Below are 15,042 nucleotides of genomic sequence, written 5' to 3'. Positions count from 1 at the left end.
TTCTCATTCACGGGGATATCAATGGACCGCGCCCTTCCCCACGCGCGGCCGCAAAAACGAATGGGGGACTCAGCCCCCCTTTCATCTTGAGAATTGGGAGAGGCCCTACATCTCCGCCCAGCGGCGCAGCAGGTTGTGGTAGATGCCGGTGAGGCGGATGATCTCCCGGTCCCCCTGCCCGCGCTCCGCGGCAAGGGACTGGATGGCGGTGTCCAGCTCGAACAGGGTGCGGCGCTCGCCGTCGTCGCGCACCATGCTTTGAATCCAGAAGAAGGAGGCGAGCCGCGCGCCGCGCGTGACGGGCGTGACATGGTGCAGGCTGGAGGCCGGATAGAGCACCATATCGCCCGCCGGAAACTTGACCGTGTGGGTGCCGAGCTGGTCTTCGACCGTCAGCTCGCCGCCGTCGTATTCGCTTGGGTCGGCCAGGAACAGGGTGGCGGAGAGGTCGCTGCGAATGCGGAAATCCGAGCCGCGCTGGATGCGGATGGCGTTGTCCACGTGGGTGCCGAACGCCTCCCCGCCCGCGTAGCGGTTGAACAGCGGCGGGAACACCTTCAGCGGCAGCGCCGCCGCGATGAACAGGGGCGACTTGGCCAGCGCGTCGAGGATGAGGTTGCCCATCTCGCGGGCCGCCGCCGAGCCTTCCGGCAGCTGATGGTTGCGCTTGGCCAGGGCCGACTGCGCGCCGGAGGTCTCGTTGCCGTCCACCCACTCGGCTTCCGCCATGATCTGGCGGCAACGCGCCACCGAAGCGGCGTCGAGGACGCCGGGAATGCGTATCATCATCGCGGAAAACCACTCACTTTCAGGGCAATTCTTATTTTTTGAGAACGAAGGGGATTTCGACGAGGCCGCGCACCGGAACCGGAGCGCCATCGCGCACCGTTGGCGACCAGCGCCATTTCCGCACGGCCGCCAGCGCCGCCCGGTCGAGCCGGTGGAAGCCGCTGGATTTAAAGACCTCGATGTCCGCCACCCGGCCGTCCGTGCCCACCGTTACCATCAGCGCCACCATTCCCTCCTCCTTGCGGCGGCGGGATTCGCGCGGGTACTGCGGCGGTTCGGCGGAGACCATGGTGGCGGAGAGGTCCGGCATGATCTCGCCGATGCCCGACGCGGCGGGCACAGGCGACGGCGCAGGCCGGGCAGCCACCGCGGGCGCGAAGGACACCGGGGCCGGCTCCGCCACCGCTTGCACGGGCGATGGCCGGGGCGGCAGGATATCGAGGACCGGCGGCGCAACGATGGGGGTGATGGGCTCCAGCCTTGGTTGCGGCATGGGCGCGGGCGGCGGTGGCGGAGCGGCAGCGGGCACCAGATCCATGAGGATCGGCTCGCTGACCGGCAGCTTGAGCGAGACCACGTCCATGGTGACGAGCGCCGCCAGCAGCGCCGCGTGCAGCCCGGCGATGATGCCGATGGCGGGCCAGTTGACCCCGCCTCCGGCCCCGGCGCCAAAACGCGCGGGCGCGGCAGCCCCGGCCGGCGCTGCGGCCTTTGCCTCGGGAGGAGCGAGATCTGCCCGGTAGAAATCCTGCCCGTGTTCAGCAACATCCGCTGCCGATAGTGCGCCGCTCACATCCATTGCAGACCCTTAGGTGAGTTTTTCCGCGCCCTGATACGAACAGGTGAAACGAGCAAGACCGGCTATAGTGCAAAATTTATTGCGACGCAATTGCAAATTCGTCGCAAACCGGGGCTGCAAGAAGGCAAGTCAAGCAGTTAACGGCAGCCAGGCCCCTGCCCGCTCGGCGCGCTTCAGGCAGATGCCGGAGGCTGCTCAATAGCGCCGAGCAGGCCGGGCGCATGGTCGGCGAGCCACCCGCGCGCCTTCTCAAGGAAGGCGGGCGTGGCGGTTTCCGGGATACGCCGCAGCCAGTCTTGCGCCTCTACCGTCTTTCCCACAAGGATCAGCATGCGGGCGTGGTTGAACTGGCCTCGAAAGTCCCCGCCCTCGGCGGCGCGGCGGTAATGGTCGGCGGCTTGTCCCAAGTCGCGCTCCACCACCCAGCCGTCCTCATAGAAGCCGCCCACCATGTTGATGGACTTCACATGGCCCAGGTTCATCGCCTTGCGGTAGAGGCGCAGCGCCTCCTTGCGGTCGAGCGGCACGCCCTCCCCCAGGCAATGGAGGGTGGCGAGGTTGTACATGGCCCAGTCCAGCCCCCGGTCGGCGGCGGCCTTGTACCACTGCGCCGCCAGCGTCTTGTCGACCGGGGTGCCCCAGCCCTGCTCGCAGCAGCGGCCGACCATGTTCATGGCCATCACGTGGCCCGCCTGCGCCGCCTCGATGAACAGGCGCAGCGCCTCCACCGGGTTGCGCGCCACCCCGCGCCCATCCAGCAGCGCCTGCGCGTAGAGCGCCTGCGCCTCGGCGATGCCGGCCCCGGCCATGACGGAGAGGATCTTCGCCACCGCCTCCGGCGGGCCCGCCAGCCTCTGCGACAGCTCCTCCGGCTTCCAGGCGCGGATGTCTTTCATGGTCAAGGACATGGCCTCTTCCCTCAAACGACAAAAGGAGCCCGCCCGGTTGCCGGGCGGGCTCCGTTTTTTGCAAATACCGGTCAGTATTTCAGGCTGAGCGTTGCGAACGCCGACCGGCCCGGCGCCACCGTTGCGAAGTGGGTGCTGTAGGTGCGGTCGTAGTACCGCTTGTTGAAGATGTTCTGCACATTGACGCGCAGGGCGGCATAGTCGGTCAGGTCCACCGCTGCGGTCGCATCAAAGCGCCAGTAGCCGGGGATGGAGCGGGAGACGCCCTCGCGGCCGAAGTTGCCGTATTGCTTGGAGTTGTAGATCGCACCTGCGCCGAACTGATAGCGGTCCGCGATGTCGACGCTGGTCCAGGCGGTGAAGCTGTGCTTCGGCGTGTTCGGGAAGGGGTTGCCGTTGGCAACGTTGTTCGGCCCGGCGTTCTTCACCTCCGAGTCCATGTAGGTGTAGCCGCCGAACACGCTCCAGTTGGGGATCAACTGGCCGGTGACGCTCACCTCGACGCCGTCGATGCGGCGCTCGCCCACGAACTCCGGAATGCCGTCGATGCCGGTGGTGCGGGCATTGTCGGTTTCCGTGCGGAACAGGGCAAGGCTGGTCGACAGGGCCGCGTCGAAGAACTCCCACTTGGTGCCGATCTCGTAGCTCTTGGTCTTCTCGACCTTGAGATCATCCGGGCTCACGGCCACCTGCCCCCGGCCCGGCGTCAGGCCGTTGCTCTCGCTGCCCTCGCCGATGAAGCTGCCCGGCGGGGTCGCGGAGGTGGCGTAGGAGACGTAGATGCTGCCGTTGGGCAGCGGCTTGTAAACAATGCCCGCCTGCCAGTTGAACAGGTCGTCCGTGCGCTCCAGCCGGGTGTCGTTGGAGAAGGTGTTCACCTCGGTCTCGTAGCGGTCATAGCGCAGGCCGATATTCACCAGCACCTGCTCGGTGATCGTGATGGTATCGAGCGCATAGGCCGAGTAGGTGGTCGCCTCCACCAGCGTGCTGAGCGGGTTGCGCGCGATCGCAACCGGGGTCACGCCATCGGCCGCCAGGTTCACCCACGGATCATTGGGGTTGGGATTGAACAGGCTGGTGCAGTTGTAGGCGGCGATGCCCGCCGGGGTGCAGCGCGGCGAGGTGTTGATGCTGCCGCCCTCGCCGTCGCCATAGTTGCCCAGTTTGGACCGCTCCCAGCTGGCCTCGATGCCGGTCGAGAAGCTGTGCTCCAGCCCGCTGAGGACAAAGGTGCCCGATAAGTCCAGCTGGTCGGCGAAGCTGTCGGTGCTGCTGTAGCGCGAGTTGATGCGCCGCCACACCAGGCCGCTCTGCACGTTGCCCTGGCTGTCGTCCGGCTGGGTGAGGATGTAGCTCTGCTTCACGTTGGCGAAGCGCGCCGTGTTGCGAATGGTGATCGTGTCGGTCAGGTCGTGCTCGACCCGTGCCATCACCTCGTCCACGTTGGTCTTGCGGAAGTCGCGGTTCTTCAGGCCATAGAAATTCTCGCGGTCCACCTTCTGACCGTTCACCTCCTCGGCCGGGCGGATGCGGAGAATGCCGCTGGCGATGGCCTGCGCCTCGGTGCGCTCGAACGGCATGCCCGGATCAGGCATGTCGTCGCTTTCAAGGTGGTAGTAGCTCACATAGCCGCGGGTGGCGGTGCCGAGGCCGAACGCCGCCGAGGGCGCGATGCCCCAGCGGTTGTAGGTCACGACGTCGCGCTCCGATACGTCCGCGTCGTGCCACATGGCGTTGAGGCGCACGGCGGTGGTGTCGCTCGTCTGGTAGTTGGCGTCGACCGTCGCGCGCTTGTAGTCGTCCGTGCCGTAGCTGAGATCGGCCGTCGCCTCGGTGCCGAGGTGCGCCTTCTTGGTGACGAGGTTGAGGCTGCCGCCGGCGCTGCCGCGCCCGCCAAGGGTGGAATCGCCGCCCTTCACCACCTCGATCTGCTCGACCGCGAAGATCTCGCGCGACTGGCCGCCGATGCTGCGGATACCATCGATGTAGGTGCTGCCCTGCGCGTCGAAGCCGCGGATGAACGGCCGGTCGCCCTGCGGGTTGCCGCCCTCGCCCGCGCCGAAGGTGATGCCGGGCACGGTGCGGAGCGCCTCGACGAGGCTGGTGGAACCGGTTTCCTTGATGACCTGCGCCGGCAGGATCACCACCGACTTGGGCGTGTCGACGAGCGGCGCGGTGTACTTGGGCGATTCCGGCTTGTCCACCTTGTAGCCCTGATCCTCAAGCGCCGTATCGGTGACGGTAACGCCGCCGAGACGGGCCGGCGCGCTGCTGGCGTTATCACTGGTTTGCGCGGCGGCCGGCGCGGCGATGAACCCGACGCAGCCCAGCGCTAGGAATGCCATGCCGGCACCGCCGGCGCTGCCGATACTAACGGTACCCGCCGCCTCGCCTGTGGCGGCACGATCAGTCGTAATCGTAACCATGCAGAATTAACCCCTGTTTTTGATAATAATTCGCATTTCCATGATCGATTAGGGGCATCCTGACGGAGAGTCAATGAGCCTGACGTCGAAAATGCGAAGAAATCGCAACAAGGGTTTGCACGGGCCGAAACGGGCCGCAGCCCCGCTGCGGCCCGGCCCGGACGCCTGGAAACGCCTAGAAAAACGAGTTGCCGACGTTGATGAGGTTGTGCGCCAAAATGGCGGGCCACACGCTGCCCGTGCGCTGGCGAAGCCACAGCAGGCCGAAGCCGAGCGCGCCGGTCATGCAGAACGGCAGGGCATCGAACCGGATCTGACCATCGGCGACGCCAAGGCCATGCCCCGCCGCGAAGATGAAGGTGACGACCAGCGCGGCCGGACCAACCGGCGCGCCGAGGAACGACCAGCGTTCATCAAAGGCGCGCAGCAGCAGCGCCAGCAGGAGCCCCCGGAAGAACAGCTCCTCATCGATGCCCGGCATCAGGGCTTGATACAGCAGCCGTTCGGCCGACAGGTCCCGCCCGTCGTTCATCCATGCCTCCACGCCCCACGAGAGGGCGCAGAGCAGCGCCGCGCAGACAAGCGCAGGGACAAGGCTGCCGGGATTGAGCCGCAGGCGCAGGCCCGCCTCCTCCCGCGTCACCCACGGCAGAACGGCAATCGCCAGCAGCACGGCCGCGATTGTCACCACCTTCCCGCTCCAGTTCCAGGAAAGGCCGGCGAGCAACGGGATCATGCGCTGGGTCTCGCTCCCCGCCACGATCACCGCCCAGTAGAACAACAGGGCCGCCATGCCGCCCGCAAAGGCATGGAAATTCACGCGCTCGCGCAGCAGCACGCGAACCGCCACCGCAATCAGCAACGCCCCCAGCACGGCAAGGCCGATGCTGTAAACAAGATCGATCATCCGGATGTCCCCTTCCCCCTTAGGCCCGGCGCGTGGCCGTCCCCATGAGGGCGGCCTGCCCGGCTCCTCCTGTATATACAAGAACCGTAGGCAGGTATCGTTACGGGGGCAATCCATCGCCCGGAAGAAGGGCTCAGCTCTTGGAAGGTGTTACCGGAAAGCGATAACGAGGGCGGCCGTCAGCAGGGCCAGCGCCCGTACAGGCCGCCGCACCGCAGCCGCGCCAGAAAAAGCCGGGCAGGACCATGGCCACCAGCACGGGGCGCACAGCGTTGAGGCGACAGTGCCCAGTGGCATCGCCTCAGGTTTCAAAGTGTTTGGAGAATTGGCCTTTTTTGGCCTAAGTCTTTGGAAATATTGGGGCGACCGATGGGGTTCGAACCCACGACCCCTGGTACCACAAACCAGTGCTCTAACCAACTGAGCTACGGTCGCCACGATGTTGGGCTGCGTCATTACGAGCGAAGTTGATAATCGTCAAGAGATGGATGACGAAATGAATGAGAAAATGAACGAAACCATTCAAAAGTTTGGATATCCCGCGACCGAGGTCGCCACCTACGACCACTGGATCGTGCTGCTGCGGCCCGCGCAGGTGACGCTCGGCTCGTTGATTCTCGCCGCGAAGTCCGACGCTACCGCCTTCCCCGACCTACCCGCCGAGGCCTTTGCCGAGCTGGCGCAGGCGACCAGGGATATCGAGACCGCGCTCAAGGCCGTGGTTGAGTATGAGAAGATCAACTACCTGATGCTGATGATGGTGGACCGCCATGTCCACTTCCATGTCTTCCCCCGCTACAACGGCGAGCGCGAGGTCCGCGGCATCGACGTGGCAGACGCCGGCTGGCCGAAGACGCCGGATCTCGGCAAGGCCCTGACGCTCGATGCCGCCCAGACCCAGCGGCTCGTCACCTGCCTCAAGGAACACTGGCCGCAGCGGGGCTGAGCACAGAGGGGCAATCCCCTTGCAGGGGGCCCCTGCGAAACGAAAACAGGGGCCCGAAGGCCCCTGCTCTATTCGTGAGACACGCAAGCGGCGCGCCCTTAGGCGATGCGGCGCTCTTCCCTTGCGCCGCCCGCCCACAGCGAGGTGAGCGCCTGGGCGCGGGCCACGTCGGCGGGGAAGTCCACCTCGCCCCACGCATGGCCCTCGATGGAGACGGTGTTGACCTCGAACTTCTCGGCGATGCGGCCGATCACCCGCAGATACCAGGACTTCACGCCCTCGGCCGTGTGCATCACCGCGTCCACCGTGTCGGCGAAGCACTTGGCGCCCCAGCCCTTGAACACCAGGAAGCCGATGGACTCGGCGTTCACCTGCTCGAGCGGCAGGGTCTTGCCGATGGCCAGCAGACGGCCCTCGGAGGTCTTCACCACCTTCATGTCGTCCGAGGTCATAGGTGGGCTTCACGTCGATGGTGACGTTGATGCCATCCTTGGCGTGGGCCAGAACCTCGGCCACCAGCTCGGGCGTTACCAGCGTGTCGCCGTTGAGGATGAGGAAGTCCCCTTCCTGCATCAGCGGGCGGGTCAGCCACACCGAACCCAGGTTGTCCGCAACCTGGAAGAACGGATTGAACAGGGTGGTAATCTTCAGATCCCGGTCCTGCCGGCGGGCCAGATGTTCTTCCACCTTGGCGGCCTGGAAGCCGACCACGACCACGATCTCGCGCACGCCATTGGCGGCCAGCGCGTCGATCTGCCAGTCCAGCAAAGTCCGCCCGGAGAACTCGATCAGGCATTTGGGGCGTTCCGCCGTCAGGGGAGCAGACGCGACCCTTGGCCCGCACTCAGGATGATAGCACGCATTGCCGTAACGCCTTTGCAATGAAATCTTAATGTGAGAGCAACATTCTTCCTCAAATATGGCGCGCTGATGGCGCACGAGTGACCGGCCAAGCCCCGGCCTGCCTCAATATAGAGACCGCCCCGACGCGAATAGACAGCGCTAGCATACCATGCCCCGCCTCCCCTGCCCAACCGGGGAGCGCCCCGGCTGCCCAGCGAAGCAGCACTTGCCTAATTTTTGAGCATTACCCCTGCGCCCGCAACAGGCAGAACGGCCGCAATTGTCGCGAAAACGCCGCGCCTGGCCCCGTTTGAAACTTGGCACATCTTTTGCATTTCGATTGGCAACCATACCATCCGAACCAGCCAGGCGGAGCGATACGGCGTGAAAAAGATCGAAGCGATCATCAAACCATTCAAGCTGGACGAGGTGAAGGAAGCGCTGCACGAAGTCGGCGTGTCCGGCATCACCGTGCTCGAAGCCAAGGGATTCGGCCGCCAGAAGGGCCACACGGAGCTCTACCGCGGCGCTGAATATGTGGTCGACTTCCTGCCCAAGGTGAAGATCGAGGTGGTGGTGGACGACGCCATCGCGCCGCGCGCCGTCGAGGCCATCCAGCAGGCCGCCCAGACCGGCCGGATCGGCGACGGCAAGATCTTCATTTCGACCATCGACGAAGCCATCCGCATTCGCACCGGCGAGCGGGGAAGCGACGCCATCTAACGATTACCTCCAGCCACAAAACCAACCCGAAGACTCTAAAGGATCTTGTAAAATGGCAACCGAAGCTGCCGTCAACAAAGTACTGACCATGATCAAGGAGCAGGAGATCGCGTGGGTTGACCTTCGCTTCACTGATCCGAAGGGCAAGTGGCAGCACCTGACCATGAGCGCCACGGTCATCGACGCCGACACCCTGGCCGAAGGCTTCATGTTCGACGGCTCCTCCATCGAAGGCTGGAAGGCCATCAACGAGTCCGACATGATGCTCGTGCCGGACCTCGATGCGGTTTATGTCGACCCGTTCTCGGCCCAGCCGATGCTGGTGCTCTTCTGCGACGTGGCCGAGCCGGCCACCGGCGAACTCTATGATCGCTGCCCGCGCGCTATTTCCAAGCGCGCCGAGGCCTACCTGAAGGCCACCAAGATCGGCGACACCTGCTTCACCGGCCCGGAAGCCGAGTTCTTCGTGTTCGATGACGTGAAGTTCAACGTGGGCTACACCGGCGCGAGCTACTCGATCGACGACATCGAGATGCCGCAGAACTCCGGCCGCAGCTACCCGGAGGGCAACCTGGCCCACCGTCCGCGCATCAAGGGCGGCTACTTCCCGGTCGCCCCAGTCGACAGCGGCCACGACCTGCGCTCGGAGATGACCACCATCCTGCTCGAAATGGGCCTGCCGATGGACAAGCACCACCACGAGGTGGCGCCGTCCCAGCATGAGCTTGGCCTGATGTTCGGCACCATGACCACCACCGCCGACCGCATGCAGCTCTACAAGTATGTGGTCCACATGGTCGCCCACTCCTACGGCAAGACCGCGACCTTCATGCCGAAGCCGATCAAGGGCGACAACGGCTCGGGCATGCACGTCCACCAGTCGATCTGGAAGGACGGCAAGCCGCTGTTCGCCGGCAACGGCTACGCCGGCCTGTCGGAAATGGCGCTGTACTACATCGGCGGTATCATCAAGCACGCCAAGGCCCTGAACGCCTTCACCAACCCGTCCACCAACTCCTACAAGCGTCTGGTGCCGGGCTACGAGGCGCCGGTGCTGCTGGCCTACTCCAGCCGCAACCGCTCGGCCTCCTGCCGCATTCCGTACGGCGCGTCGCCGAAGGCCAAGCGCGTCGAGGTCCGCTTCCCGGATCCGACCGCCAACCCGTACCTGGCCTACGCCGCCCTGATGATGGCCGGCCTCGATGGCATCGAGAACAAGATCCACCCAGGCGAGGCCATGGACAAGAACCTCTACGAGCTGCCGCCGCGCGAGCTGAAGAAGGTTCCGACCGTGTGCGGCTCGCTGCGCGAAGCCCTGCAGGCGCTGGACAAGGGCCGCAAGGTCTTCACCAAGGGCGGCGTGTTCTCCGACGACTTCATCGACAGCTACATCGCGCTGAAGATGGAAGAGGTGGAGCGCTACGAAATGACGCCGCACCCGATCGAGTTCGACATGTACTACAGCGCCTAACCGCGCATCCCAACCGCCCTCGCCAGAGGGCAGGAAGCCCGGCCGGACACTCTCCGGCCGGGTTTTCTTTTATGTTGCAACGCAGCATTTTTCGTTGAACTTGGAGAGCGGCACACCCCTTTCCTTCAGCCATGCAACAGGCGGGCGCCCATGCGCTCCCCAGCCCCAACGCCCTTGCAATATGTGCGGACAAGCAGCCGGCTGGCCTGCTTCAATCATCGTGACAAATTAAGCACACTTTAACCGCAGAAACTGGTGCCTTTAAACTACATCCCTGCAATGCAATCATATTGCAGCGCACAATTCGGCATGCACCAAGGGCATAAAGCAATACGGCCCGGGAAACCCGGGCCGTGACTAAGCAAGAACGGCGCTACAGCAGGCCTAGAAGCTCGCGCCCACCGAGAAAATGAGGGCCGCATCCGCCGCATCGTGAATCTTCGCACCCTTGGCGTAGGGCGCGCTCTTGTTCGTATCGACGTAGGCAACGCCAAACGAGAACTGCCTGTAGGCCACCGATGCGCCAAGGCTCCAGTCCCACTTGCTGCTGTAGAAGGCGTTGTCCTCGTAGCCCAGCGAGGCCGTCAGCGTGACCGGGGAATTCGGCACGGAAAGGCCAAGGTTGGTATAGACATAAAGGCCGTCGTCATCGCCCAGGTTGCTTTGATCCGGCGCATAGGCCAGGCCCACCGCCGCCGCGAGCGGGCCGAACTCCGTGCCCAGCTCGCCGGTCAACTCATAGTAGTCGAGGTCGGAAGCGTCCGAGTAGACGTAGCCGATGGCGCCAAGGGACCAGTTCACCATGCCCGCCGTGCCGGCCAAGCCGCCATAAACATCGATTTCCGACGCGCCGATCGTATCCTTATCGCCGGTCGACCCCCAGGTGCCGGCATAAAGGCTTACGCTCTCCCCAAGGGCGTAGTTCGCATCCAGCCCGCCCTGCAGGGCCACCGTCTCTTCCGTCTGCGACACGCCGCGGAAGCGGTAGTCCGAATAAAGGCTCGCGTTCGCGCTCAACGTCCAGGGCCCATCCACCCCCTGGGCGTGGGCAACCGATGCGGCCCCCGTCAATGCAGACATCAGTAGCGCAAACTTTACAGACTTCATCACCATCCAAGATCTCCCGTCCTTGAGCTGCAAGACCCGCCTCCAATGGCAGCGCGGCAAGAAACAACGCAACGGAGATACGGGTGTCCGATACAAATTCGGGCCCGGCCGGTCCCGTTACTCAGGCGACACCACAGCGTCCCCGATGTGTGTGCATTGCACAAGAGGGAAACATGACAGTTCCATGGCACACCGCCATTCCGTTGCATTCAAGACACATGAATTGAAACCCCCGCGCCCACCTTCGGCGATTTTAGCAAGCTCCAGAGAGCATAAAAAAGGCCGGGCTGAGAAGCCCGGCCAATCAAAGGTCTTGGGGAGAATCGCCTATCGGCGATCTTCTTTATCGCACTGCAGCATCAATATTGCAATGCACAAATGCAGCCGCCGGATAGAAAGTTACTGGCTAGAAACTTCCCTACGAGATGCCTGCCTTAACGCCCTCTTTACCCCTTTCCCGCCATTATCGTCTGCTCTGCCCTCCAGGGCAGCTTGTATCGGTTTTTGAGTTGCGAGCAGGACTTCTCCGACGTGACAGGACAACGTGCCCAGCAGGCCTACAGCCGCTCCGCCCGTGACACTGCCGTGACTTGCCCAGCGCAGCCCGAACGGCCGGCAACCCTTGCCGAGATTGCCGCCCGCGTTCACACCATCAATCCGGACACCGGCCTCTCCACCGACTTCCTCAATCAGTACAACGAGCTGTCCATGCTGCTCGACCTGGCGGCGGACGACCCCGACCTGCTGGAGGAACTGGCGGACTGGGAGCCCCGCACCTACCAGGACCATTTCGCCGCCAGCGGCTTTCGGGACTGGACGCTGGTGGTTGAGGCCTATGATCTCAGCCCGCCAAGCATCCGCGCCCAGTTCGACGAGGCGATCGGCGTGCTCAACAGCGTCGCGTCGACCGGCGTTAGCGCCCTATTGCGGGGCGAGGCCTCCCCCCTTGGCCCCACGGTCCGCGCCCTTGCCGCGGAAGTGCAGGCGGCCATCGTTCACGCCAGCGGCCTCATCAACGGCAGCAGCACGCTGGGCTCCCAGGCGCAGGTGGACACGCTCTTTGCTCGGGCACAGGCCGAGCTTGGCTCGGCAACGCCCCCGCCCGAACGCTCGCCTGCGGCCGGCATGTCGGCGGAACAAGGCACTCAAACGCCCATGCCGTTGGAGGATAAGCCAGAGTCGGCGACACCTGCCGATGGCGCGACGGACGACGAACTGCTCGACCAAGACGCCATTGACGCGTTGTTCGATTAATGTTCTTATCCGCGCCCAAACCATCAACCAGAGAAATGGGCGGTCGATGAGCGGCGCATTGCAACATCACGTTGTCGGCAACGCCTCGTCTCCCCTATAAGCGGCTTCATGACGGATCTGTTCTCGCAGGCGGCAGCGGCAACGGCCTACACCGCCAAGGATATCGAAGTTCTTGAGGGCCTTGAGCCCGTGCGTCGCCGGCCGGGCATGTACATCGGCGGCACGGACGAGCGGGCTTACCACCACCTCGCCGCCGAGGTGCTGGACAACTCCATGGACGAGGCGGTGGCCGGGCACGCCAGCCGCATCGAGATCGAGCTGGCGGCGGATGGCTCGCTGACCATCGGCGACAACGGGCGCGGCATCCCCATCGACCCGCATCCCAAGTATCCGAAGCAGTCGGCGCTGGAGGTCATCCTTACCACCCTGCACTCGGGCGGCAAGTTCTCGGACAAGGCCTACGCCACCTCCGGCGGCCTGCACGGCGTCGGCATCTCGGTGGTGAACGCGCTGTCCTCCGAGCTTGTCATCGAGGTGGCGCGCGACCGCAAGCTCTACCGGCAGACCTATTCGCGCGGGACCCCCACCTCCAAGCTTCAGGAGGTAGGCGCGGCCCCCAACCGGCGCGGCACCCGCACCACCTTCCTGCCCGATACCGAAATCTTCGGGCCGGACCTGCGCTTCAAGCCGATGCGGCTCTATCGCCTCGCCCGCTCCAAGGCCTACCTCTATGCGGGCGTCGAGATTCTGCTGGAAGTGCGCGCCCGAGCTGCTGAAGGGTGAGGACATCCCGGCCGAGGCGGTGTTCCAGTTCCCCGGCGGCCTTGCCGACCACCTCAAGGAGGTGATCGACGACCGGGAGTGCGTGACCTCCGACATCTTCGCTGGCCGGGCCGACTTTCCCGACAGCCAGGGCTCGGTGGAATGGGCCATTGCCTGGCCGGTCTATGGCGAGGGCGGCGGCACCTACTTCTGCAACACCATCCCGACGCCCCAGGGCGGCACCCACGAGGCGGGCCTGCGCCAGGCGCTGAGCCGCGGCCTCAAGGGCTTCGGCGCTCTCATCGGCCAGCGCAAGGCGGACCAAATCACGCCGGACGACGTGATGGGCGGGGCTGAAATCCTGCTTTCGGTCTTCATCCGCAATCCGCAGTTCCAGAGCCAGACCAAGGATCGCCTCACCTCCCCCGAGGCGACCAAGCTGGTGGAATCGGCGATCCGCGACCACTTCGACCACTGGCTGACGGAAGATCAGAAGCGCGCCTCGGCGCTGCTCGGCTTCATCCTCGACCGGGTGGACGAGCGCCTGCGCCGCAAGGCGGAGAAGGAGGTGAAGCGCAAGACCGCCACCTCCAAGCGCAACCTGCGCCTACCCGGCAAGCTGACCGACTGCGCGGCGGACTCCTCCGAGGGCACCGAGCTGTTCATCGTCGAGGGCGACTCGGCAGGCGGCTCGGCCAAGCAGGCGCGCGACCGCAAGTTCCAGGCTGTGCTGCCCATTCGCGGCAAGATCCTGAACGTGGCCTCGGCCAACACCGCCAAGATTGCCCAGAACCAGGAAGTTCAGGATCTGGCGCTGGCGCTCGGCTGCGGCGTGCGCGACCGCTACGATCCGGCCAGCCTGCGCTACGAGAAGATCATCATCATGACGGACGCCGACGTGGACGGCGCCCACATCGCAACCCTTCTAATGACCTTCTTCTTCCAGGAAATGCCGGGGCTGGTGCGCGATGGCCGCCTGTACCTGGCCCAGCCGCCGCTCTACCGCATCGCCCAGGGCGGCACGGTGCGCTACGCCCGCGACGACGCGCACCGCGAAGAGCTGATGAAGACCGTCTTCAAGAGCAGCAAAGGCAAGGTGGAGATCAGCCGGTTCAAGGGTCTTGGCGAAATGCCGCCCGCCCAGCTGAAGGAAACCACCATGGACCCGGCCCAGCGCACCCTGCTCCGGGTCACCCTGCCCGAGGAGTATGAGGAGCGCGCCGAGGTCCGCAATCTGGTCGATCGGCTGATGGGCAAGAAGCCGGAGCATCGCTTCAACTTCATCCAGTCGCACGCCAAGTTCGTGGAGGATGTGGACATATGAAGTCAGGCGAAGCGCCGTGGTTCGGCTATCTCCCCGTCGAGGGGGATGTGTCGTTCGCTCTCAATCCCGAGCTTGATCTGGGCGCGCTTCAAGCCGAGTTCGCCCGGAACCGGCGCATCCAGATCCGCAACGTGCTGGCCCCGCAAACCGCAGACCGCCTGCACTTTGCGCTGGCGCGGGAGACGCCCTACGGGCTCGCCTATGCCGAGAACACCAAGGCCCGCTACATCAGTCGGGAAGATCTGGCGAAACTCCCCCCGCCCGAGCAGCACAGGCTGCTCAGCGGCATCATGGAAGGGGCCGGCCGGGGCGACTATTCCTACGCCTACAACTGCTACCCCATTCTCGATGAGTACATGGCGGGGCGGAACCAGCACCTCTACACGCACCGCTGGATCGAGTATGTGAACAGCGATGCGGTAACGGGCCTCGTGCGTCATGTCACCGGGTTCGATGATCTGGTGAAGGCGGATGCCCAGGCCACCTACTACAGCCGCAACCAGTTCCTCTTCCTCCATACGGACAGCCACGTGATGGAAGGCTGGCGCGTGGCCTATGTGCTGAACATGGCCAAGGACTGGAAGGAAGACTTCGGCGGCTACCTGCTGTTCTATGACGAGGAAGGCAACGTCACCCAAGGCTTCAAGCCCGCGTTCAATACGCTGAACATGTTCGCCGTGCCCCAGCGCCACAGCGTCTCCTACGTGCCTAACTTCGCCCCGCCGGGCCGCTTCGCGCTGACGGGGTGGTTCCGGAACAAGTAGGCACACAGCCTTCGGAAGG

The 15,042-nt window shown here is 64.6% G+C and carries 11 protein-coding genes, 1 tRNA gene and 2 pseudogenes; 6 read left to right on the top strand and 8 right to left on the bottom strand.

The genetic code is table 11. The annotated features are described in order from the left end of the window. Window positions 1–105: 105 nt before the first annotated feature. The 6 genes from L0C21_RS07695 to L0C21_RS07670 all read right to left on the bottom strand — a co-directional run bounded on the left by L0C21_RS07695 (window position 106) and on the right by L0C21_RS07670 (window position 6,264). Window positions 106–789: a Fe2+-dependent dioxygenase gene (locus L0C21_RS07695; protein WP_259277798.1), complete on the bottom strand. Its 684-nt coding sequence runs from the start codon at window positions 787–789 to the stop codon at window positions 106–108. Between the two features lie 31 nt (window positions 790–820). Continuing rightward, window positions 821–1,588, bottom strand: a complete 768-nt coding sequence (locus L0C21_RS07690) for an energy transducer TonB (RefSeq protein WP_259277797.1) — start codon at window positions 1,586–1,588, stop codon at window positions 821–823. Window positions 1,589–1,761: 173 nt separating this feature from the next. Then, entirely contained in the window at window positions 1,762–2,496 is a 735-nt protein-coding gene (locus L0C21_RS07685) for a tetratricopeptide repeat protein (RefSeq protein WP_259277796.1), read from the bottom strand. Window positions 2,497–2,567: 71 nt separating this feature from the next. Then, window positions 2,568–4,922 (bottom strand): TonB-dependent receptor, encoded by a 2,355-nt coding sequence (locus L0C21_RS07680; RefSeq protein WP_259277795.1) that lies wholly within the window; start codon window positions 4,920–4,922, stop codon window positions 2,568–2,570. A 175-nt stretch (window positions 4,923–5,097) separates the two neighbouring features. Further along, window positions 5,098–5,829, bottom strand: coding sequence for a CPBP family intramembrane glutamic endopeptidase (locus tag L0C21_RS07675; protein ID WP_259277794.1), 732 nt, complete (start codon window positions 5,827–5,829; stop codon window positions 5,098–5,100). A gap of 358 nt (window positions 5,830–6,187) precedes the next feature. After that, window positions 6,188–6,264, bottom strand: a tRNA-His gene (locus tag L0C21_RS07670). A 73-nt stretch (window positions 6,265–6,337) separates the two neighbouring features. On the opposite strand from L0C21_RS07670, the gene L0C21_RS07665 reads away from it, so the two are divergent. Further along, window positions 6,338–6,775 carry an HIT family protein gene (locus tag L0C21_RS07665; protein WP_259277793.1) on the top strand — a complete coding sequence of 146 codons (438 nt, stop codon included), beginning with the start codon at window positions 6,338–6,340 and terminating at the stop codon, window positions 6,773–6,775. A 98-nt stretch (window positions 6,776–6,873) separates the two neighbouring features. Here the strand turns inward: L0C21_RS07665 and L0C21_RS07660 are convergent. After that, window positions 6,874–7,638, bottom strand: a pseudogene (locus L0C21_RS07660) (phosphocholine cytidylyltransferase family protein). A 364-nt stretch (window positions 7,639–8,002) separates the two neighbouring features. On the opposite strand from L0C21_RS07660, the gene L0C21_RS07655 reads away from it, so the two are divergent. Continuing rightward, entirely contained in the window at window positions 8,003–8,341 is a 339-nt protein-coding gene (locus L0C21_RS07655; protein WP_259277792.1) for a P-II family nitrogen regulator, read from the top strand. 52 nt (window positions 8,342–8,393) lie between these two features. Next, entirely contained in the window at window positions 8,394–9,812 is a 1,419-nt protein-coding gene (gene glnA, locus L0C21_RS07650) for a type I glutamate--ammonia ligase (protein ID WP_259277791.1), read from the top strand. Between the two features lie 384 nt (window positions 9,813–10,196). On the opposite strand, the gene L0C21_RS07645 is transcribed toward glnA, so the two are convergent. Beyond that, the gene (locus tag L0C21_RS07645) at window positions 10,197–10,919 is read right to left on the bottom strand and encodes a TorF family putative porin (RefSeq protein WP_259278841.1); all 723 of its coding nucleotides are present in this window, start codon (window positions 10,917–10,919) and stop codon (window positions 10,197–10,199) included. A 531-nt stretch (window positions 10,920–11,450) separates the two neighbouring features. Here L0C21_RS07645 and L0C21_RS07640 point away from each other — a divergent pair. The 3 genes and pseudogenes from L0C21_RS07640 (at window position 11,451) to L0C21_RS07630 (ending at window position 15,023) form a co-directional block, all read left to right on the top strand. Then, on the top strand, window positions 11,451–12,173 hold the full coding sequence (locus tag L0C21_RS07640; RefSeq protein ID WP_259277790.1) for a hypothetical protein: 723 nt from the start codon (window positions 11,451–11,453) through the stop codon (window positions 12,171–12,173). A gap of 108 nt (window positions 12,174–12,281) precedes the next feature. Further along, window positions 12,282–14,259 (top strand): annotated as a pseudogene (parE, locus tag L0C21_RS07635) (DNA topoisomerase IV subunit B). After that, window positions 14,256–15,023, top strand: coding sequence for a 2OG-Fe(II) oxygenase (locus L0C21_RS07630; RefSeq protein WP_259277789.1), 768 nt, complete (start codon window positions 14,256–14,258; stop codon window positions 15,021–15,023). Before parE ends, L0C21_RS07630 begins: the two are co-directional and overlap by 4 nt. Window positions 15,024–15,042: the final 19 nt, after the last annotated feature.

Source organism: Pedomonas mirosovicensis (genome assembly GCF_022569295.1).
GTDB lineage: Bacteria > Pseudomonadota > Alphaproteobacteria > Sphingomonadales > Sphingomonadaceae > Pedomonas > Pedomonas mirosovicensis.
The sequence above is the reverse complement of the archived record's forward strand: the minus strand, read 5'-3'. Positions and strand labels throughout refer to the sequence as shown.